Origin of the sequence: Paenibacillus apiarius, assembly GCF_017052585.1 — a bacterium.
Taxonomy (GTDB): Bacteria; Bacillota; Bacilli; order Paenibacillales; family Paenibacillaceae; genus Paenibacillus_B; species Paenibacillus_B apiarius.
The window spans coordinates 2,675,364-2,696,227 of the sequence record NZ_JAFFHZ010000001.1; the positions used below are offsets into that span (position 1 = coordinate 2,675,364).

The following is a 20,864-nucleotide window of genomic DNA, read 5'->3' on the forward strand; positions in this document are numbered from 1 at the left end:
CGATATGCTGGCGCTGGCGCACTATATTCTGCATGAGAAGGACATGGGTCAATGAAGTGAATCGGGAGGGAAACCATGGAACTGAATCGCGTGATTCAGCGGCGAGCGCAAGATGAAATGATCGAATGGATCGACTCATCCAGGCGAAGGGCTAGAGAGTCAGGCTTGAATTCGATGAAGATCCCAATGTTTCGCAGCGTAATGACGCAATCGGAACTCATTTGCAAGCGCTTAGCTTATGAGGAAATATTGTCGGTCATCCGTTTTTTCATAGACAAATTGTTGAATCAGCTGCAGGGAACACCCATTATGATCGTCATCTCCGACGAGAAAGGCTACATGCTGGAATTGGCCGGAGATGAGACGATGAAGCAAACGGTTACGCAATTGGGCATTAAGGAAGGCGTGCAGTTTGCGGAAGAAGAGTGCGGAACGAACGGGATCAACCTTGCTCTGAATCATCGCAGTCCGGTGCAATTAATCGGCACTCAGCACTACCATCAGTTCTTTCACTCCAAGGTATGTTATTCAGTGCCATTTCATTATACAGATATCAACAATTTACTAGGAACGATTTCCATTATGACATCGCTCGAGCAAGCCCATCCTTATTTCTTGACGATGCTCATTACGGTAGTTGATTCTATCGAGCGCGAACTCCTTCTCCGCAGGCAGAACAGGAAATTAAACATTTTGAACCATATCATGATGGACACGACCCGCAACGGCATTATCATTACCGACAGAGAAGGACGCATCATGGAATTCAATACGTATGCCGAGAATCTGACCGGTCTCACGAAGGAACAATTAATCGGCCGGCCTGTAATTGATCTGGCTCCAATGGGGCCTTATATCGACAAGGTGATTCGGCACGGAGACAAGCATGAAGATATCGAGATTGTCATCGATCATCTTTCTGGTCAGACCAAGTGTGTCTGCTTATTTGATGCGTTGCCGATTCTGGATGAGTACGACAACCCGATTGGGGCGTTCGGACAGTTCCGGGACATTACGGAACGATACGAGGCAGAGGAACGGTACAACTATCTCGCTTATCACGATGATCTGACCGGGCTCCCCAACCGCAGGCATTATAACGATCATTTAAACGGACTTTTGACGGAGGCGAAGAAGAACAAGCATATGCTTGCCGTCCTTTATCTCGATTTGGACCGTTTCAAGCTTGTCAATGATACGCTAGGTCACAGCAAAGGGGACTATCTTCTGCAAAAAGTGGCCGAGCGTCTGCGGAAATGCCTGCTGGACGAGACCGTGACTCGTATGGGCGGGGACGAGTTTTCCATCTTGCTGTCCAATGTAAGAGACTCTAACGACGCGGTGCAGGCCGCGCAGCAGGTGCTCCAGCTGTTTGAACAGGATTTTGTCATTGACCATTACCAATTCCGGCTGTCGACAAGCATTGGCATCTCGATTTATCCGCATGACGGGCTGGATGCAGAAACGCTGCTAACGCATGCGGACATGGCCATGTACCAGGCCAAAGCGATCGGGAAAAACCGGTATATGGTCTATACTCCGTCGATGGTTCGTCAATCCCACGAGAAGCTGACGATGGAGACGGATCTGCGCAAGGCGGTGGAGCATCAAGAGCTCGTCTTGTATTATCAGCCCCAAGTCAAGATACGAACGGGCGAGATCGTCGGCATGGAGGCGTTGCTGCGCTGGAAGCATCCGAAGAATGGGCTCATTCTGCCGGCTGACTTCATACCGTTGGCGGAAGAAACGGGCATCATTGTCCCCATTGGGGAGTGGGTGCTGCATGAGGTTTGCCGTCACATGTCGGACTGGGAGCAATCCGGCTTGCGGCCGATGAAGATTTCTGTCAATTTGTCGCCTTACCAATTCCTGAACAGCAACTGCGTAGATTCCGTCGAGCGTGTGTTGAAGCGCACCGGAATCAATCCGCGGCAGCTTGAGCTCGAAATTACGGAGAGCATGACCATGGATGTAGAACAAGCGACTCCGATCACTCATCAACTCCGTAATTTGGGCGTGCAAATTAGCATCGATGACTTCGGGACAAGCTACAGCTCGCTGAATTATTTGAAAAAGTTTTCCGTGCATCGCCTCAAAATCGACCGGTCGTTCGTGAAAGACTTGGCGAGTGAAGAGCATAACCGGCAAATCGTTGGCACAATCATTACGATGGCGCATAAGCTTGGGCTGGAGGTGGTGGCGGAAGGAGTGGAGACGGCGGAACAGCTGTCCTTCTTGTCCGAACAGAGGTGCGATGAGGCGCAAGGCCATCTGTTCAGCGCTCCTCTGCCGGCCCATGTCATTGCAGAGAAGCTGCATGGGTCATGGTCCAAGCCGCTGAGTTAATTTAAATCGAAAAGGAGTTATCATCTATGACGAAGGTCTATTCGCTGCTTGTAGAACATTTTCGAAAATGGGGGGTTACCCATGTATTCGGGATTCCTGGAAAATCAATTTCGCCGTTGATGCTGGAATGCGAGACGCGCGGCATCGAGTTCGTGCTCGCACGGCATGAGGCAGGAGCGGGATTTATGGCCGGCGGCTATGCCATGACGCATCAGACGCTTGGTGTGGCCATTGGCACGTCTGGACCGGGGGGAACGAATATGCTCACCGCTGCAGGACAAGCCCAAGCTTATAACATGCCCGTTCTGTTCATTACCGGCCAGCCTTCCATCCGTGATAGCGGGAAAGCGTTAGGGCAGGATTCGAGCCCGTTCACAACCGATCTGGTGAAAATGTTCGAGCCTGTCACGGTATTCAGCGCCCGCATTGAGCGGGAGGACCTGGTAGCCCGGTATTTGCAGCATGCGGTGGAGCAGGCCTTGACTGGCGTAAGGGGTCCCGTTCATCTATGTGTTCCGTTCGATATATTGATGGCGGATATAGAACCTTTCGACCTGCCATTGCCAGAGAGCCGCCGCCGAGTCGTGTCGCCGGACGTTGAAGCCGTCATTCCGCTGCTGGAGCAAGCGAAGAGCCCGGTTCTATTCATCGGCAAAGGCGTGTTGGCCGCAGAGGCATGCGATGAAGTGCGCGTCATCGCGGAGCATTGGCGAATCCCGGTGATTTGCACGCCCGGCGGGAAAGGAGCGTTCCCTACCCGGCATCCGCTTTGCCTTGGCAACTTCGGGTTGGGCGGGACGGAGCAGGCCCGCGCCTACTTGAAGTCGGGCGTCGATCTCATGCTGGCCATCGGCACCAAGCTTAGCGATATGACGCTGTCCGGCTTTACAGAGGATATGGCTCCGGAACAAATCGTACATTTTAATTATGACTTGACCTTTGTAGGCAAATCAATTGCTGTGCCTACGCTGGCTGTTCCCGGCGATGCCAAGCTGAATTTGCAGACACTCATCCAGAAGGCTGGCGCTGCTGGGAAGGCAGGACCGGATGAGATGGAGGTTCCGCTGGCTAATACGGCAGCTGCCGCTTCTGCGACAACTGCAGAGGCAGGAAGTTGCCAGTCTGCCGCCTCATCCGTCGATACGGAGAGCTGCATGTCTGCTGTGACCGCCGTACAGGCCTTGCGGAAGGCGCTGCCGGATGAGGCTGTCCTGTTCGGCGATGACGGCAGTCATACGTTCTATGCTATCCGTCATTACGACATACGGGAAGCAGGCACGTTTTATTTTGACGATGTGTTCGGAGCGATGGGACACGCTATCGGCTATGCCATCGGCGCGAGCATCGGTGCCCCGGACAAGCCAATCGTCTGTTTGACTGGCGATGGATGCGCCATGATGCACGGCAACGAGATTTCCACCGCGGCGAATCATCAGGTTCCCGTCATTATCGTCGTATTGAACAACGGCCGCTTGGACATGGTCGACAAAGGGATGTCGTATCTGAACGGCCGTTCTGTCGGCGCAATATATTCGAAGCCCCTGAATACCGTACTATATGCGCAGTCGATGGGGGCGGACGCGCATTGCTGCCGGACGGAAGCAGAGATCGTCTCATCCGTGCAGGAGGCGCTGAGAACGAAGAAGCCGACGGTCATTGAAGTGATGGTCGATCCTTTGGAGATTCCGCCGATATTGACCAGATTGCTTAGTATGGACGATAAGCAGAGTGAACAAGCGCAAGGAGGGGAATGGCTTGGCTCAGAACCGCATGAATGAGCATCGGTATGAACGGGGCTTGGAAGTGTTTCAACACATGGCCGGAGCAAAAGGAATGGCGGCGTTGGAGAAGGTTCGCCGAAGTTATCCCGATATGGCCGAGTTTATTATCGCTAATGGCTTCGGGGACATTTACGCCCGTCCTGGACTGGACTTGAAGCAGAGGGAATTGATTACGCTGTCGTCCCTTATAACTCAGGGAGCTGCCGAGGAGTTGACGATGCACGTGAATGTGGCATTGAATGTCGGGCTCACCCCGGAAGAACTGATCGAGGTTGTCATACAATGCACGGCCTATGCGGGATTTCCGAAGGCGCTCAGCGCGTTCAATGTCATGATTGGAGAATTCCGCAAACGCGGGATTGAACTGACGGCAGGCCCAGCCTAGATCGGGACGTTCCATTTAGATAAGGGCAAGCGGCGCAGGGAGTTTTTCCTTGCGCTCTTTTTATTTGCCGTAGACGATATGGCCTGTATATGGCAGTTATGGCGTGTGCGCTGACAAGCTTCAATAACGAGCGGCTTGCTATTTTTAAGCACATGTAATATAAATGCATGTAAATACATGCGCGGCAATTCAGGAGGCGAAGCATATGAATTCAATACCGGATCATCTGGCGCATGAGCTGTCCATCCTGTTCGTCGGCTATAATCCGAGCTTGAAGTCGGGCGAGACGGGGCATCATTATGCCAATCCGCGCAACCGCTTCTGGCATATCATCCATCGGGCCGGGCTGACGCCGCGGCTGTACCGGGCAGAAGAGGACGGGGATTTGCTGGAGCTGGGCTACGGCTTCACGAATATAGTGGCGCGTCCGACCCGTACGGCGGCGGAGATTACGTCTAGGGAATATGAGCAGGGCCGGGACGGGCTCCGGCACAAGATTGAAACATATAAGCCGAAGACGGTCTGCTTCGTCGGGAAAGGGGTATATGAAGCGTACAGCGGCAGGAGAGACATAAGCTGGGGATACCAGCGCGAACCAGTCGTTCCCGGCGTGCGCGAGTTCGTCGCTCCTTCCTCAAGCGGCTTAGTCCGTATGAAAATAGACGAAATCGTTGCTATTTTTAAGCAGATCTGTTCCACACAGTGAAATGGGGACCTGGTTTACTTTTGTTATTAGCTCTGAGAAGGAGCATTGGCGAGCATTATTGCAAGCGCCCCTATTTGCAAGCGTTGTCACGGTGAATGCGCAAAGCAGAGAGGGCCTCAGTCTTTCTCGCCCTGTTTTCCTAATCATTCCTCTGTCTTTATACTTATACAAGAGTGTAAGTGTTTCGGATAGATGACTAATGAGCGAGGAGTGGCTTTTACTTGAGTAATGAAAATGTGTTAGACCGCCGGAATGAAATGCTGAGACGAAACATTCAGCAATATCTTGTCCAAGACAATCAACACGGCCTGAGCGCGCAGGAGCAGCACTTCCTGCAGCATATGATTAAAGAGCTGCATCAGAACATGCATGAGATGAATGCAAGCCATAAATAGGACGGATATCGAAGCGCCTGCACGCAGCAGGCGCTTTTTTTTGATTATGACAATATAAAGAATACTTTTGGATATTGTACCGGGGCATGGCAACTCCGCTCCGCTTGACCTTAGATCCACGCTCCCCAACGTTCTGAAACGCGTCATCATGATGTGAGTGAGCCATCCGAATTGTCCATTTTACATGTCCTGATTGAAGGGGAGAACGAGCAAAAGAGCGGCTAACACGGTCTCCCTCCCGGTTGAGGAGACAAGCCGTTGATGCGGCCGCAGTACTAATTTCGGGATCAGGGAAGTAAATTGGAAGTAGAATCGGCACACGGGCCATAGTAAGTACGGTATTCGAAAGCCCGTGGCCGCCCAGGGAGAGAAACGTACAGTCCGAACTCGAGGAGGATCAAATCAGATGCGGGTGTACGTCAAAGAGTTTTTCACGTTTGTCGACATCATCCTCACACTCGTCGCAGGGCTCGTCTGTCTCGGCTTCACGATACCGCACCTGGCGCGGGGAGCGGCTTGGATCGCTCTCGTTGCAGGCATGATTGCTTACGCGCTCAGCGAATACGCCATCCACCGCTACCTCTTTCATTTGAAGCCGCCGCGCAACGCCTTTCTGCGGAACATGCTAAGACGTCTCCATTACGACCACCACGTCCAGCCGGACAATTTGAAGCTGCTCTTTTTGCCGGTTTGGTACAGCTTTCCGTTCATCGCCGTCGCTGGCGCCATCGCCTTTGCCGTTACGGGTGAATGGGGCTTAACGCTTGCGGCCGTCACCGGGGTCATTGCCTATTTGCTTTATTATGAATGGGTGCATTTTCGCGCTCACCGTCCCATTCAGCCGCTTACGCCATGGGGGCGTTATATGAAGAAGATGCATCTGTGGCATCACTTCAAGAGCGAGCATTTCTGGTTCGGGGTCACCAATCCGGTCATGGACAAAGTGTTAGGGACGTACAAAGACGAGAAAACGGTGGCACGCAGCGAGACGGTGCGAGATTTGGAGAAAGGCGGGGATTGAATAAGTGGAGCGTCTGCCCGGACTGAAGGCAGGCGCTTTTTTGTGCGGATGGGCCAAGAGGATATCGTGGGTTTCTTTCATATCCGCCCCGCAAATCAACCGATCGGTTGATTCGCGATGTTTTCCTTTCCGGTACGATAAGTTTCAGGAGGGGATTTTCTATGATACCGATGTTGGAAATGAATCATGTATCCAAGTTTTATGACGATTATCAAGCGCTGAAGGACCTTTCCTTTCAAGTGCATGAAGGCGAAATTTTATGCTTCCTCGGGCCGAATGGAGCGGGCAAGAGCACGGCCATTCACATTTTGTCCACCGTGCTGCGCTACAATGAAGGCCGCATTTCGTTCCGCGGCAAGCGAGTGGAGGAGCAGTTGTCCCATTATAAAAGCAAGCTCGGCATCGTGCCGCAGGATTTAGCGATCTATGAGGACGTTACGGCGGAGGACAACGTCAGGTTCTTCGCTTCGCTGTATGGGCTGCGGGGCGACATGCTGCGCGAGCGGGTTGCCGAAGCGCTCCGGTTCGTCGGGCTCTATGATCGGCGTGACGATAAGCCGCGCGCTTTCTCGGGAGGAATGAAGCGGCGTCTCAATATGGCTTGCGCCATTGCCCATCATCCGGAAATATTGATTATGGACGAACCGACCGTAGGCATCGATCCCCATTCGCGCAATCATATTTTGGAATCGATTCGGGAGTTGAGGGATCAGGGCAGCACCATTCTCTACACGACCCACTACATGGAGGAAGTGGAGGAGATCTCGACCCGGATTCTTATTATCGATCAAGGAGAGGTTATCGCTGCCGGGACGAAGGAAGAGCTGAAGGAGCGGCTCGGGGATGAGAAGTGGATCGAGGTTGAACTGGAAGACGCCAGCGAGCTGCCGGAAGAGCGGCTGTTCCGCGTCGATGGCGTTAAGCAAGTGGAGAAGCACGACAATCTGCTGCGCATCGCTACGGTTAAAGGAATCGAGAATACGGACAAACTGATGGCCTTTTTCGTTAACCATGGCATCAAAGTAAAGCACTTCACCAGCTTGGCGGCAAGCCTGGAGGCCGTCTTTCTGCAGCTGACAGGCCGCAAGCTGCGGGATTAGGAGGGAGAACGATGGTACAATTCGTTCAGTCGATCCGCGGATTCGGCATGCTGTGGAAGCGGGACTTCATGAATATGCTCACCAGCCCCGTGATGCTGCTCACCAATACGTTGTTCCCGCTGCTGCTCATTCTCATCCTTGGGTATCTGACGAGAGGACAATACGGCGATAAGGTCACCTCATACGATTATTACGGCATTACGCTGCTCGTCTTTCATGGTTTGAATGTATCCATGACGGCTTCCAACAGTTTCATGGAGCGAAAGCTGCGGGCGAGCAACATGAGAGTGCTGTACTCACCTGTTCGGACATCGTGGGTGTATTTGTCCAAAATATTTGCGACCTTTGTCTTTACGACCTTATGCATGGGGTTGCTTGCGGTGCTGCTCACGGTCTTATTTGGCGTTCATTTCGGAGGACAAGCAGCGGTTTATGTATTCGTCGCGCTGGCGCTTTTTCACTTATTTTCGGCTGCGCTCGGCGTCTGGTTTTGCTGCTTGTGGAAGAGCGAAGAATTAGCGAACAAAATATTAAACGTCGTTAATAATGTGCTTGCCTTGATGGGGGGACTTTTCTTCTCTTGGGACAGCTTGGGCAGGACAGCGGAAACGCTATCGTACTTCTCGCCTGTCAAGTGGGTGGCGGATGGATTGTTCCGCATCGTCTATGACGGAACCCTGGCGAGCTTCGCACCGCTGGTCGGCGGATTGCTGATCGGAACCGCGCTGCTTCTGCTGGGCTGCAAATGGACGTTTCGAACGGAGGAGATGGTATGAATGCATTTGGATGTTTAATGCGGTTGAATATGCAGAGAATGGCTAGCCGCAAAGCTTATTTGCTTGTTACGTACCTGATGATTGCGCTGGCGATTGCAGGGGCCGTGCTGCTGGCGAACCACGGCGGGATGAAGGTAAAGCTGGCTGTCGTCGGGACGCTTGACCGTCTGTCGGGCCTTGATCGGTTTCAAGTGGAGAGTGTGCACGACGCGCCGCCTGTATCTGCGCTCGTCCGTCAGAAATATGACGGCATTGTCACGGTGCAAGCAGATGGGGCGTTCGAGGTGTTGACGATCAAGGGAGAGAAGCTGGAAGCCGAGATCAGGGCCGTCTTGGCGGGTGGAACGATGCCGGATGAGCCGCAGCGCGGCATTGGCACGACGATGATGGGCTTTTTGCTCATGATTTTGCTCCTGCAAGGCGTCATGTTCCTCACGCTGTTCGGCGAGGATCGCGAGAGCGGAACGCTGCGGCGTACAGCTGTAACTCCGGCTGGCTTGAAGGCCTACCTTGGGGCTCAGTGTCTCGTTGCCTTCCTTATGCTCTATGTGCCGACGCTTGCCATAATAGGCGTCACAAAGCTCGGATTCGGCATGGAGCTTGGCTATTCGCTGCCAGCCATCGCAGCGCTGCTTGTCGTCCCCGTCCTGCTCTCCGTTGGCTTCGCTTTATTCGTGATGGCGGCGTGCCGCAGCAGCGACAATGCGGTCATGACGGGCGGAGCGCTGACCGTGATCACCTGCCTCGTATCCGGCACGGTATACGCGGTGACGAATGAGCAGGCATGGTGGAAGTACATCACAGAGTGGCTCCCGCAGACGCAATGGATGAGCGTGGTAGGGGATCTGGAACAAGGACATGCGGCGAGCCAATGGCTCGGTCCGCTGTCATACGTGCTTGCCTGGGTTGCCGCATTTTTGATTGCGGGCTGGGCCGTCTGTGCGCGCCGATATCGGGCAGGACACTACTAATGCGTGGATCAATAAGGCCCCTTTTCAGCACCGAGAAGGTTGCAAGAACCCGAAGAAGGAGGATCGGAGTGCAGGCGAGACTGCATGAGCACCGGACTTCGAGGGTGAATGCAAGATTCGACGTCGAATCTACTTTCTGTTACACTTCGTGATCAAAAGGGGCCATGAATGGGATGAACAAGCGGTTCATGGATAAAAAAGCTTCTCTGTTCATGCCAAGCACCGTATGATAGAAGACAGAAGCGCAGAATGGGAGCCGCAGTGATCCCAGATTGCCAAGGCAGAGTTAGGAGTGGAACGTGTGAAGCTGATAGCGACCCGATTGAAGCCGCCCGCCCCCCGCGCCAATTATGTGATGCGGAGCCGGTTGACATATAAGCTGCAGCAGATGGCCGAATGCAAAGCGGTCGTCGTGCAAGGCGCCGCCGGAAGCGGCAAGACGACGCTCGTGACATCGTTCCTGGCGGAGCACCCGCAGCAACATGTGCGCTGGATCTCGCTGGAGCCGGAGCATAACGATGTATATACATTCTGGTATTACATGCTGGAAGCGATGCGGACCGACTTGGGCGAGGAATGGGAAATGCTGTCGGAACGACTGGAAGCGATGCCGCAGCAGCATGATCTTCACAATATGTTGGTTGTTATTGTAAACAGGCTGCAAGCGGTAACGGATTTAACCTTGATCTTGGATGATTTCCATGTCATTCATGAGCCGGATATAACGGATACGTTGACCTTCTTCATGAAGCATACGCCTGATTCGGTCCGGTTAATCTTGCTTACCCGGACGACGCCCCCACTCTACTTCGGAGAGTGGATGATGTCAGGGAAGTACATGGATATTCGGGAAGAAGAGCTGCGGTTTACGGAAGAAGAATCGGCGGCCTTCCTTCAGCATACGCTTGGCGTGCGGCTTGCTCCCGATATTGAGCGCAGGCTGATCGAGCGTGCGGAGGGATGGGTTGGCGGCATGCAGCTCATGACGCTTGCTCTGCATCGGAAACGAAATGTGCCCTCAGCCGAGTTGCCGGAGCTGAATCCGTACATGATCGAGTACTGGTCCAATGAAATTTTAAATTCATTATCGGAGGAGGAGAGGGAGTTCCTGATCGCGACCTCCATCCTTGGGTATTTCAATGATGCGATATGCAAGCATGTGCTGAACCTGCCCGAGGCGCGAACTCTTCTCAATAAGCTGCTTGATCGTCACTTGTTCATTATGACCATTGATGAGCAGGAGGGAATATACCGTTACCATCACTTGTTCGGTACCTATCTGCAGAAGAAGTTCTCCGAATGGGAGGACACGAAGCGGCAGGAGCTGCATGTGCGGGCAGCCGACATATTTGAGCAATGGGATGACGTGGAGGAGAGCATTAAGCATCGATTGTGCATTGACGACTATGAAGGGGCGATGCGGCTGTTGAAGCAATGGGGAGCGAACGTGCGCGGCTGGGCATATTTGCGTCAAATTCCGGTTCCGGCGTTGACCGGCAGCTTTGATTTATTGTTTCAGCGGCTGTTTTTGCATTTCTGCAATATGGAGTTCGAGCTATGCGCCCAGATGATGAATCAGATTCGGGAGAACGTGCGCAGCGATATGCTGGATCGCCTTACGCTCATTTACCGTTTCTTCTTGGAGGATGCAGCGTTAGAGGAAGAGCTGACCTCCGCATCGCTCATGGAGAGCTTCGAGCGGGCAGAGATTAGCGAAGGCACGCGCACCATCATCGATATTACAGGCGCCATTATGTTTATGATGAGAGACCGGTTTGCGGAAGGGCTGAAAGGCCTTGAACGCGTGCTGCGGTCGGAGGTCCAGACGAGCAATCCGTATATTCGTTATGTTGCTCTCATCCTCAAGGGGCAATTAAAAGAATTGCTCGGCGAATTAAAGGAGTGCGAGCATGTATATGCGTCGCTTTTTTCCTTATTGCAGAACGCTCCTTATTTATCGGCGCTTAGCATGAATAGCTATATCGGGGTCGCGGGCATCTACTTGAAGACGATGCGTCTGGACGAAGCCGAACAGATGCTGAACGAAGTGCGGAAGCAGTCCGAACGGTCGTATGTCTCTATGGAGCGGGGCTATTTAATTAACGTGATTGAACTTCATTTGCTGCGGGGCGAGAAGCGTGAGGCATCTGAACGGTTGGCAGAGCTGTGCGCTTACGATTATTATCGGCAGCCGTCCGCGAGCGCTTCGTTATTGAAGTTCCAACGTCTGCTCGGAGCTGTCGATTCCCAGTTGGCGGAACGGTTCCTCTCCTATATGAATGAACGTGCGGGTGAAGGCAGTTATATGCGTTATGAAGACAAGCTCGTCTATGCCCGCCTGCTTGCGGACCAGGAACGATGGGAGCAAGCATTGCAATTGATAGACGACGTATTGGAACGGACGCGCAAGCACAAGGTGAAGGTGCTGTTGACTGAGGCTTTGCTGTTAAAGTTCGAGCTGCTGGGCGAAGCTCCGATGGAGCGGAACAGTCAACAGGCACGCGAGCGCGAAAGGCTGTATCTGATGCGGGAAGCCGTCCATTACAGCTACGCCAACCGGTATTTTTACCCGTTTGTGCTGGCTGCCGCATTCCCCCATGTTCGCAAGCTGTTGGATACGTTAGGCAACGACTTGAATGCTTCGGAGAGATCGTTCCTGCTGGAGCTGCTCTCGTACATGCAGCCAGGGCGCGAAGACCGCAAGCTGCTGAGCGATCGGGAGCTGGAGGTGCTGCAGGTGATGGCAAGCGGCGCATCGAACAAGCAAATCGGCGAAGTGTTGTGTATTTCGCTCGCGACCGTAAAAACGCATGTGCTGAACATTTATGGCAAGCTGGACGTATCCAAACGGATCGAAGCCGTAGAGAAGGCGCGCCAAATGGGCTTGCTCGTTGATGAGGGTGGGGTGACTTAGTTGGAAGATACTTATTTGGATTCTATCGAGGTGCTCCTGTCTCAGGTTGTACGGGCGTATAACTACCAAATGATGAGGATGGTCCAAGATGCCGGGATCCATCCGGGGCAAATGCCGCTGCTTCTCCTGCTGCACGAGCAGGATGGCCGCAGCCAGAAGGAGCTTGTCGACAAGATGAAGGTGAAGCCGGCAACCATTACGGTTATGCTCAACCGGATGGAGAAGTCGGGACTCATTGAAAGGCGGGCGGATAGCGTAGACATGCGCGTGTCACGCGTATATTTGCAGCCGCAGGGAAAAGCCGTAATCGGCCATGTCGAGCAGGTAGTGCATCAGATTGAGGAGCAGTGCTTCGCAGGGTTCCGCGAGGAGGAAAAAGTGCTGCTCAGGCGCTTTCTTCAGCATATGCACCACAATCTGAGCGCAGCAGGAGCATCAAACGGGCAGGATGAAGAATAAACCGCAATCCATACAGGCTGTTCCCTTGGCGGGAGCAGCCTGTCAAGATCTGTGCGGGGCTGCCGTGTCTTCGCTTGCCGTCAAGGATTATTCAGGAATAAAGTAACTTCTATCTTCTTGATCCAATGCTTGAACGGATGCATTCGGATAGCTCTGTTCGATGAACCTGCATACCTCGGCGTATATTTTGGGCTTTCCCGTCATAAATCGCTCTTCATCAGCGTGTTGTTCCCGTATCAACAGCTCGCACATCACCCTTGCGCTCCGCACGCCGTCCGCAATATATGCCCGTATCGGTGCGTGAAGTGACGCGGGCAGTCCAGAAGATGCAGCTGCCGGCTGCGGTGCCGCCGGTTCTTCCTGCCATGTAAACAGGTCCAATATGATATCGTCAGCGGAAGTTGAGTGCTGTACTGGAGGGCTGTAATGATCAACCAATGCCTTACGTACGGGGGGCTGTTGCCGCAGACGCTTCACTTGCCGGTCCAATAATGGCAAGCCCAGCTTCAAATGGGACATTACATCTTCCGGCAAGCCTTCTATTCCCAATATTTCCGGATTGGGCTGCCAACCGCTCTTCATTTTGATGAGCATTTCATCCAATTCATAGTCGATCGCATCGAACCCTTTTTTGATCGCGGATACCATGGAAGCATCGATGCCAAGGTGCTCTTTTAAATGTTCAATGCCGAATTTTTTGATTTCGCCGGTCTTTTTATGCTCCACCTGGTGCTGATAGCGAAGGGAGCGGCCACATTCGCAACGAAGCTCGGGAGAGACTGCTCCTGCGTCAATATATCCCGTGTATACCCATTCGTCGAGTAGAGCTTCAATGTCCTCGGGATCGGCATTCTCCGGAACATGATAGCCTTTGTCCTTGGCCATCGCATTGGCAAATACCGTTCGCCGTGAACGAACCAACTGTTTGGACAGAAAGTCACGCTGTTGTTCATTTAATTCAGATAGAATGGAATCCCGTTCCTCGACAGTTAAAATCAAGCTTTATCCCCCCTCGATGCGCCGCTTGATCGATTCCGTGCGCTTTCCTTGGCGGCAGTGCCGCCTATAACGTCTTCTATTAAATTGATCCTTAAGAAGAGGGTACCACGCTTTGCGTTAAGCCGCCATTCCATCTTGAGGGAGACAATTACCGCTGGCGGTCGCGGAGCATCCATTCCAAGGAGATAAATACGCGCTGCAGGAAGTCTCCGTCTCCGCTCGCGTGAGCGAGAAACAGTCCGCCTTCCCAAAGCGATATGATAAGCGCCGCGGTCTGCTTGACAGGGAGAGCAGCGTGAAGTTCGTTTTTGCTTTTGCCTTCTATTAGGAGCTGTTCTATGGTGAGTGTTTGCTGATGGATGAAATGCCGGATTTTAACCCGTACGGCTTCGCTTTCTCTCGAAGTCTGAGCGTGCAAGGTGAGAAACGGGCATCCAGCTTGGCAATTTCGTTGCAATGATTCGTATGATAGCATGCGGAGAATGAATTCGATTCGGGCAATGACCGGGACATGATGCTGGGACACGATGGAGGCAATGCCTTCATGATAGTGGTTTACAAGCTGGTCTAAAACAGATAACAGGATATCCTCCTTATTTTTAAAATGATAATAAATGTTGGCTTTCGACACGCGGCTGGCATTTACGATATCGTCAATGCTCGTCTGTTGATAACCGGATGTCAAAAAAAGCTGTGAGGCAATCTGCAATACGACTTCTCGATTGGACGTTTTTCGAACTCTATGGCTACTATTTCTTTTCATATTCGTAATGTAAGATTTTTCATGCACCGTTGTCAACATGACTTGTCTTCCTCTAAGGAGGGATTTCACCCTGCAGATGCAGATAAAACTACACTTTACGTTTATATGTGCATATGTTTGAAATGGGCACTTTGCCGCCGTGCCGAAGTCTGGAGCCGGGCATGGCTTTTTTTGTGTGTCGGAACGTATAGCTTCGTGACGGCAACCATGTATAATAATAGGCAGATAGAGTCACCTATTACCAATAGAATCAATGGGAGGAATCATGAAACCAATCGTTGACGTGGCGGCGCAGCTAGGAATTGCGCAGGAACAGCTTGAGCTTTACGGCAAGTACAAGGCCAAGTTAGGACGCGAAGTGTGGGACGATATCGCCGGACGGCCGGACGGCAAGCTAATTCTGGTGACGGCCATGAATCCTACGCCGGCCGGAGAAGGGAAGACACTGACGACGATCGGGCTGACGCAGGGCTTGAATCGTATCGGGCGGCGAGCGGCTGCCGCTCTGCGGGAACCGTCCCTTGGGCCCTGCATGGGCATGAAAGGCGGCGCGACCGGAAGCGGCAGTGCGCAGATTGTTCCGGCAGAGGATATCAATCTTCACTTTACCGGCGATATTCATGCGATTACCGCGGCGCATAATTTGCTCGCGGCGTTGTTGGATAACCATCTGCATCAAGGCAATGCGCTGCGTATCAACCCGTCGCGCATTATGTGGAAGCGCGCCGTGGATATGAATGACCGCGCTTTGCGCAACATTGTCATCGGCATCGGCGAAGGCAACGGAGTGGTGCGTGAGGACGGATTTATGATTTCAACGGCTTCGGAAGTGATGGCGGTACTGTGTCTTGCGGAAGATATGAACGATCTGCGGGAGCGGCTGGGTAAAATAGTGATTGCGTATAACGATAGCGGCGAGCCGGTATCCGCCTCCGATCTGCAGGCGATCGATGCCATGTGCGCGCTCTTGAAGGATGCCATTCATCCGAATCTCGTGCAGACGATCGAGGGCGATCCGGTGCTTGTGCATGGCGGCCCGTTTGCCAATATTGCACATGGCTGCAGCAGCGTGCGCGCGACGAGATACGCGTTGAAGCTGGCGGATTACGTGGTGACCGAAGCGGGATTCGGGGCGGATCTTGGAGCCGAGAAATTTATGGACATCAAATGCCGTCAGACGGGGCTTTATCCTTCGGCGATCGTGATTGTTGCGACGGTCCGGGCCATGAAGTTCAACGGCGGCGTGCCGAAGCAGGAGCTTGCCCATGAGCAGGTCGAGGCGGTGCGTGCCGGCTTCTGCAACGTAGAGCGGCATATTGCGAACATGCGCCAGTTCGGCGTGCCGGTGCTGGTCGCAGTGAACCGGTTCGCCACGGATACCGAGGCGGAGCTGGAAGCGGTAATGGCCTTATGCCGCGATGCCGGTACGGAAGCCGTCATCTCTGAGGCTTGGGATAAGGGCGGCGAAGGCTGTCGGGCGCTCGCGGAGCGGGTGGCTGATCTGGCCGATCAATCCGGAGCGAAGGAGAACTTCCGTCTACTCTATCCGGATAACATGTCGCTCGAGGACAAAATCGCCACGATCGTAACTCGCATCTATCGCGGGGCCGAGGTGAAGTATCGTCCGGCAGCGAAGCGCGCCCTGGAGGAGCTTGCTCGCCGCGGAGCGGGGAGTGTGCCCGTCTGCATGGCGAAGACACCGTATTCGTTCACGGATCGGCCGGGCGTGCTCGGTGCCCCAGAGGACTTCGCGATCGAGGTGCAAGATATTCGTTGGTCGAGAGGCGCAGGTTTCGCAGTCGTGCATACGGGTCAAGTGATGACTATGCCGGGTATGCCGAAGGCCCCTGCGGCGGAGCGGATCAAGCTGGACGATCAGGACCGTATCGTCGGGCTGCTGTAAGTAATCGAAGCGTCTAAAGTGTACGCAATACTGGAGTGACTTCGGTGCCACGGTTGGGAAGAGGGAGGACAAGCGGAAGCGGGGAATTTGCTGAAGGCGTAACGCCGCTTGCCGCCAGCTCCACACGTGATTATACGGAATAAGGACTTGGTTTCTAATAACCAAGTCCTTATTTTTTGCCTTTAGGCTTGAGCTTAAGTCTGGCTGTATACCTTGAATCATCCTTCATTGGGTTTTATGCAGCGGAACCGCAGTGTCTGCCTTACAGAGGCAGGTTTCATTGGAAATCATCCAGTAGTTTCACGCTCTCTCCGTGCCAGTCACTCTTTTCAATTATTGCGGTATTGCGGAATAAATGCGCTTTTCCCCTTCGATGGCTTGGATGGGCGCAATGTTCTGCGTAAATTCAAGGGTTCCCCGATAACGGCCATCGGCATCGCGTACGGCAAAATAACGAATGAGCACATATTTGTCTTTCATCCGGATCCAGAAATCCTCCACATCCTTCGCCCCTGCTTTGAAATCGGCCAATAGCTGATTCACGACATGCACGCTTTGCGGCGGATGGCAGTTCTGTACGGTGCGGCCGATGACGGACTTCGTGCGGGTAAAGATGCGCTCTTTACCGTGAGAATAGTAACGAACGACATCATGTTCATCAATGAATGTAATATCGACTGGAAGATGATTCAGCAGCAGCTCCAGCTGCGCCAAGGACAGCAAGCCGGTCTCCAAACGGATGAACCCTTCGCTTAAGGCTGTATCCTCAGCAGCGGTTTGCGCGCGTGCGGGCTTCCATACGCCTGCAGGTTCGGTGAGGCAATATCCGATATCCCCGCTTTCGGCAGCGATGCGCAGCCACTCATCTTCGGTTAATGTTTGCAGCGACATCGGGAATAATATATTTTCTTCTTTAAAGATCATTTCGCTCAGTTCGTGAATGATATCCTGCAATTGCGCAGCAATGGTCTCCTTGTCCAGACTGCCGTCCTGCGGATAGTCGATAATCGCCTGCTTCACGGTCTTCAGCGCGGCGCGTATGCGATCGTCAACGCCCCACATCACTTGTGTCGGACCGTTAATGCCGTATTTCTCAAGATACGGGAATAGCAGGTTCTCCTTGCGGCTGTAATGCTTATCGACATCCATCAGCAGATTCAGGTCCTCCAGCAGCTTTAAGCGGTTCCGCTCACTGCTCTCCTGCTTGAAACGCTCCGTATGAAGGGACAGCTTGAATTGCGCAAGCTGCTCCAGTTCGCGATTTTCCAGCTTGAACGTATGCACCGGATGGCCCGGTTGTTCCTCCGGCTGCGAAGGGCGGTGAATCTCTTGAATCGAGCCTTTGAATACGGCCGTGTGCACGGAACAGAGACGTTGCACTTCTTCGACCGGAATGCCCTCCTCCTTCATGAGAGCATGCTCCATCGCCGAAATTTCCGCTACAGTGACATCGCCCACCGCTTCTTCGAACCGGGCTTTGACTTCCTCTACGCTCTTGCCATCGTGCAGCTCCTTTATGATCTCCTTCAGCAGTTGCTGGCGTTGACGGTTGGTCGAATCGACGCCGTGCTCGCGATTGTTAATCATTTCACTCATGATGACGCAGCTCCTTTCCGATAACGTGGTAGCCTTCGCGTTCGAACGTCCCGATAATGTGGTTCAAATCCTTTCCCCGGGCCTTGGCGCCCAGTGGAATGGTCATGATTCGCCCGGCCGTGTTCAATATCATGGGATTCGCCATCTGATCGAATCCTAGTGAATGCATGATGCGTATGACGTCAGGGTCTGATGTGCATAAGTCATAAACGGATTTCGTCAAATCCAGTGTTTTATTCATGGTAGAAGCACCTCTAATGGATTAGGAAATGAACAGGGTCAAGTTCATCATGGGAATGAGAACTATTCTCATGCCTGTAATGCTACAATAGCACGGATAACTTGACCCATTTGTGATTGTACGCACAAAGTTGATGACATTGTGATGAAGGAGGAATTGAGGTTAGCCGATTGTTGAGGTATGATGGGGACAAAGGTAATTTTTCGGACAAAGGCCATCTCGGAAGCACTGCTTTCGGATGGATGAACATTTATGGAAAAAGGAGTTGGGAACGATGGCGATAGCCGAGATTACCGTAATTCCGGTTGGCACGGGTTCCACGAGCTTGAGCCGCTATGTCGCCGACATGCAGCGGGCGATTGAGCAAGTAGAGGGGATTACGTACGAGTTGACCGCAATGGGGACGATAATTGAAGGGCCGCTCGACCGCTTGTTCGCGGCCATACAAGCCCTGCACGAGAGCCCGTTTCAAGCGGGGGCGAAGCGCGTATCAACCGTTGTGAAGATCGACGACCGCCGGGATAAAGCGTCTTCGGTCGTACAGAAGCTCGAATCGGTGAGAGAGAAGCTGAATGCGTAATGAAATGAAACGGCGTCCCGTCTTTGCGCATCAGCGCTAAGCAATAGGGACGCCGTTTTGTTGATGCAGCGTTACTGTTTATGATCCGACGTGAGAATAGGTTCGTTCAGCAGTTCAATCGTATCTCTTGCATCCGCGGAGATATCCGTGATGATGCCGTCCACGCCGAGGGTATAGAAATGCTCTACCTGTTCGGGGTCATTCACGGTCCATACATATAACGGTTTGCCGGCCAGCTTGGCGGAAGCCGCCAGCCGCGGTCTGGCAAAAGCCTCCTCCACGACGAAGAAATCGGCTTCGAAGCGGCTAAGCTGTGCAAAGGTAGCGTATATAACATAACCGACCTTCAGATCGGGAGCTGCCGCCTTCACTTGCTGAATTAAATCGTATTCGAGGCTTTGCACCACGATGTCATTCTCCGCCTTATGGCGTCGCACCGTATCGACAAATAGGGGGACGTAATTATATTCGTGTCCATGCGTCTTTAATTCGATATTTAAACGAATGCGTCCCTTCGCAAATTCCAACACCTCATCTAGCGAGGAAACATGCCCTTCGAAACCACCTTGACGCAACGGAATTTTCTGTAATTCATTCAACGTCAGGTCAAACACATTGACATTTTCCCCTGAAAGCCGCTTAAGGTTTTCATCATGAATGACTGCGAGCTTATGGTCCTTCGTCTGCAGAATGTCCAGCTCGATATAATCGGCTCTGGCTTCTATGGCGCCTGCAAATGCGCCGAGCGTATTTTCGACCCCGGACTGGACATCTCCGCGGTGGGCCATAATGATAAATTCATCCTTGGCCTCACCTACGTCGGTAAGCAGCGCCGATACCCCCCAGCCGATAGCGATCAGGACAAGCAAGCCGAATGTCGCCAGCTTCGGACGATGGCTCTGAATAAAGCCGCGGCGCGTTTCCCTGCTTTCCCACACGGTAGCACTGAGTCCATCCGTCTCGATGGAGATGGCGTCCTTGCCTGAATATTTGACGTACAGGCGGGTAATCAGTGTAATGAACAGCGGAGTCATCACCAAGGTGAGCGCGTAGACACCTATGCTAATAATGACGCCGAGCGTCGTAACGGCGGCCGGCGGAATGCCCGTGTCTTCCGGGAGCAGCCACAGCAGCGCGGTTAGAACGAGGAGAAAGACAATGACGGCAAGCGCAAATACGAGCACCCACTCCAACACGGCTCTCACAATCGACCATTTGCTCTTCCAAAATAATCGGCTGCTCTTCCAAACCGCATACCAAAATCGGTTCGTATTTTCCAGGACGAGAATGGGCAGCGCATAAATGCATAGGCAGTTCAGCACGAGAACAATGAGAAAGAACAAGAGGAACATGACGGTGCCGAATCCGGTCTTCAACAATTCCCCGGTAATAAAGTTCGGAATCGTGACATTCGGCAGCAAGGAAGGACCGAAGCCGGCATCAAGCAGCGGAACCAAGAGCAGCAAGTACAGGGAAAGCCCGAAGATTCCGATTCGCCATAATCCGGGCAGGCGTGACAGTGCCTTCAACAGCACGGCGCGAATACGCGCCTTTTTGCCCTGCATTCCGTAATAGGCGATATAGATCAACACCGCAAATTCGGTGTAAATGAGCATCATCGCCACTGGCGCCATAAGGATCAGGCTGAGCAGCCCGTAGCGGCTGAAGACGAAGCGAAGCAGATCGTGATTGGCCGCAGCGTTGAAGCCGCCCAAATCGAGCATTTTGTTGAAGACAACCGAAAGCAAAGGAATAAACAGCCCGACAGTCATCAGCTTGTATGCCAGTTCAAACAGGAGAAAAGGTCGATGCGCATGCTTCCATACTTGCAGGATGTCCCGTGTAGTCCGAAAGGAGAATAACCGGGATTTCTTTTTGGGTTGGGTCATGGCATTCATAAAATTTGTTTCCTTTTAATTGGTATTGTT

At 52.9% G+C, this 20,864-nt stretch carries 18 protein-coding genes; 13 read left to right on the forward strand and 5 right to left on the reverse strand.

Annotated elements, in window-relative coordinates:
• Positions 1–75 precede the first annotated feature (75 nt).
• The 11 genes from JSQ80_RS12270 (at position 76) to JSQ80_RS12320 (ending at position 12,854) form a co-directional block, all read left to right on the forward strand.
• Positions 76–2,346: an EAL domain-containing protein gene (locus tag JSQ80_RS12270; RefSeq protein WP_206095473.1), complete on the forward strand. Its 2,271-nt coding sequence runs from the start codon at positions 76–78 to the stop codon at positions 2,344–2,346.
• 26 nt (positions 2,347–2,372) lie between these two features.
• Positions 2,373–4,124, forward strand: coding sequence for a thiamine pyrophosphate-binding protein (locus JSQ80_RS12275; protein ID WP_206095474.1), 1,752 nt, complete (start codon positions 2,373–2,375; stop codon positions 4,122–4,124).
• The gene (locus JSQ80_RS12280; protein WP_206095475.1) at positions 4,102–4,512 is read left to right on the forward strand and encodes a carboxymuconolactone decarboxylase family protein; all 411 of its coding nucleotides are present in this window, start codon (positions 4,102–4,104) and stop codon (positions 4,510–4,512) included. The genes JSQ80_RS12275 and JSQ80_RS12280 overlap by 23 nt, the downstream gene beginning before the upstream one ends.
• Positions 4,513–4,717: 205 nt before the next feature.
• Complete coding sequence (locus tag JSQ80_RS12285) at positions 4,718–5,218, forward strand: mismatch-specific DNA-glycosylase (protein WP_206095476.1); 501 nt, start codon at positions 4,718–4,720, stop codon at positions 5,216–5,218.
• A 221-nt stretch (positions 5,219–5,439) separates the two neighbouring features.
• Positions 5,440–5,613, forward strand: a complete 174-nt coding sequence (locus tag JSQ80_RS12290; RefSeq protein WP_176392732.1) for a hypothetical protein — start codon at positions 5,440–5,442, stop codon at positions 5,611–5,613.
• Positions 5,614–6,019: 406 nt separating this feature from the next.
• Positions 6,020–6,634, forward strand: coding sequence for a sterol desaturase family protein (locus tag JSQ80_RS12295; RefSeq protein WP_206095477.1), 615 nt, complete (start codon positions 6,020–6,022; stop codon positions 6,632–6,634).
• Between the two features lie 164 nt (positions 6,635–6,798).
• Entirely contained in the window at positions 6,799–7,734 is a 936-nt protein-coding gene (locus JSQ80_RS12300) for an ABC transporter ATP-binding protein (RefSeq protein ID WP_206097565.1), read from the forward strand.
• A gap of 11 nt (positions 7,735–7,745) precedes the next feature.
• On the forward strand, positions 7,746–8,510 hold the full coding sequence (locus JSQ80_RS12305) for an ABC transporter permease (RefSeq protein ID WP_206095478.1): 765 nt from the start codon (positions 7,746–7,748) through the stop codon (positions 8,508–8,510).
• Entirely contained in the window at positions 8,507–9,481 is a 975-nt protein-coding gene (locus tag JSQ80_RS12310) for an ABC transporter permease (protein ID WP_176392733.1), read from the forward strand. Before JSQ80_RS12305 ends, JSQ80_RS12310 begins: the two co-directional genes overlap by 4 nt.
• Before the next feature lie 301 nt (positions 9,482–9,782).
• The gene (locus JSQ80_RS12315; RefSeq protein WP_206095479.1) at positions 9,783–12,395 is read left to right on the forward strand and encodes a winged helix-turn-helix domain-containing protein; all 2,613 of its coding nucleotides are present in this window, start codon (positions 9,783–9,785) and stop codon (positions 12,393–12,395) included.
• Positions 12,396–12,854 carry a MarR family winged helix-turn-helix transcriptional regulator gene (locus JSQ80_RS12320; RefSeq protein WP_206095480.1) on the forward strand — a complete coding sequence of 153 codons (459 nt, stop codon included), beginning with the start codon at positions 12,396–12,398 and terminating at the stop codon, positions 12,852–12,854.
• A gap of 87 nt (positions 12,855–12,941) precedes the next feature.
• Here JSQ80_RS12320 and JSQ80_RS12325 read toward each other — a convergent pair whose 3' ends face one another.
• Both JSQ80_RS12325 and JSQ80_RS12330 read right to left on the reverse strand, forming a co-directional pair.
• The gene (locus JSQ80_RS12325) at positions 12,942–13,853 is read right to left on the reverse strand and encodes a DUF3895 domain-containing protein (protein ID WP_206095481.1); all 912 of its coding nucleotides are present in this window, start codon (positions 13,851–13,853) and stop codon (positions 12,942–12,944) included.
• A gap of 148 nt (positions 13,854–14,001) precedes the next feature.
• A complete protein-coding gene (locus tag JSQ80_RS12330) occupies positions 14,002–14,655 on the reverse strand; it encodes a TetR/AcrR family transcriptional regulator (RefSeq protein WP_206095482.1) in 654 nt (217 codons plus the stop codon).
• 226 nt (positions 14,656–14,881) lie between these two features.
• On the opposite strand from JSQ80_RS12330, the gene JSQ80_RS12335 reads away from it, so the two are divergent.
• Positions 14,882–16,519, forward strand: a complete 1,638-nt coding sequence (locus JSQ80_RS12335) for a formate--tetrahydrofolate ligase (RefSeq protein WP_206095483.1) — start codon at positions 14,882–14,884, stop codon at positions 16,517–16,519.
• A 333-nt stretch (positions 16,520–16,852) separates the two neighbouring features.
• Here JSQ80_RS12335 and JSQ80_RS12340 read toward each other — a convergent pair whose 3' ends face one another.
• Together JSQ80_RS12340 and JSQ80_RS12345 are read right to left on the reverse strand one after the other, a co-directional pair.
• Positions 16,853–18,115, reverse strand: coding sequence for a DUF438 domain-containing protein (locus JSQ80_RS12340; RefSeq protein WP_206095484.1), 1,263 nt, complete (start codon positions 18,113–18,115; stop codon positions 16,853–16,855).
• Entirely contained in the window at positions 18,108–18,356 is a 249-nt protein-coding gene (locus JSQ80_RS12345; RefSeq protein WP_206095485.1) for a DUF1858 domain-containing protein, read from the reverse strand. Before JSQ80_RS12345 ends, JSQ80_RS12340 begins: the two co-directional genes overlap by 8 nt.
• Before the next feature lie 274 nt (positions 18,357–18,630).
• On the opposite strand from JSQ80_RS12345, the gene JSQ80_RS12350 reads away from it, so the two are divergent.
• A complete protein-coding gene (locus JSQ80_RS12350; RefSeq protein WP_087432277.1) occupies positions 18,631–18,936 on the forward strand; it encodes an MTH1187 family thiamine-binding protein in 306 nt (101 codons plus the stop codon).
• A gap of 71 nt (positions 18,937–19,007) precedes the next feature.
• On the opposite strand, the gene JSQ80_RS12355 is transcribed toward JSQ80_RS12350, so the two are convergent.
• Positions 19,008–20,834, reverse strand: coding sequence for a glycerophosphodiester phosphodiesterase (locus tag JSQ80_RS12355; protein WP_206095486.1), 1,827 nt, complete (start codon positions 20,832–20,834; stop codon positions 19,008–19,010).
• Positions 20,835–20,864 lie beyond the last annotated feature (30 nt).

Excerpts from the sequence above, each read along its gene's own strand:
- JSQ80_RS12270 (WP_206095473.1), top strand. The coding sequence starts at position 76 with ATGGAACTGAATCGCGTGATTCAGCGGCGAGCGCAAGATGAAATGATC.
- JSQ80_RS12275 (WP_206095474.1), top strand. The coding sequence starts at position 2,373 with ATGACGAAGGTCTATTCGCTGCTTGTAGAACATTTTCGAAAATGGGGG.
- JSQ80_RS12285 (WP_206095476.1), top strand. The coding sequence starts at position 4,718 with ATGAATTCAATACCGGATCATCTGGCGCATGAGCTGTCCATCCTGTTC.
- JSQ80_RS12295 (WP_206095477.1), top strand. The coding sequence starts at position 6,020 with ATGCGGGTGTACGTCAAAGAGTTTTTCACGTTTGTCGACATCATCCTC.
- JSQ80_RS12305 (WP_206095478.1), top strand. The coding sequence starts at position 7,746 with ATGGTACAATTCGTTCAGTCGATCCGCGGATTCGGCATGCTGTGGAAG.
- JSQ80_RS12310 (WP_176392733.1), top strand. The coding sequence starts at position 8,507 with ATGAATGCATTTGGATGTTTAATGCGGTTGAATATGCAGAGAATGGCT.
- JSQ80_RS12330 (WP_206095482.1), bottom strand. The coding sequence starts at position 14,655 with ATGTTGACAACGGTGCATGAAAAATCTTACATTACGAATATGAAAAGA.
- JSQ80_RS12335 (WP_206095483.1), top strand. The coding sequence starts at position 14,882 with ATGAAACCAATCGTTGACGTGGCGGCGCAGCTAGGAATTGCGCAGGAA.
- JSQ80_RS12340 (WP_206095484.1), bottom strand. The coding sequence starts at position 18,115 with ATGAGTGAAATGATTAACAATCGCGAGCACGGCGTCGATTCGACCAAC.
- JSQ80_RS12345 (WP_206095485.1), bottom strand. The coding sequence starts at position 18,356 with ATGAATAAAACACTGGATTTGACGAAATCCGTTTATGACTTATGCACA.
- JSQ80_RS12350 (WP_087432277.1), top strand. The coding sequence starts at position 18,631 with ATGGCGATAGCCGAGATTACCGTAATTCCGGTTGGCACGGGTTCCACG.
- JSQ80_RS12355 (WP_206095486.1), bottom strand. The coding sequence starts at position 20,834 with ATGAATGCCATGACCCAACCCAAAAAGAAATCCCGGTTATTCTCCTTT.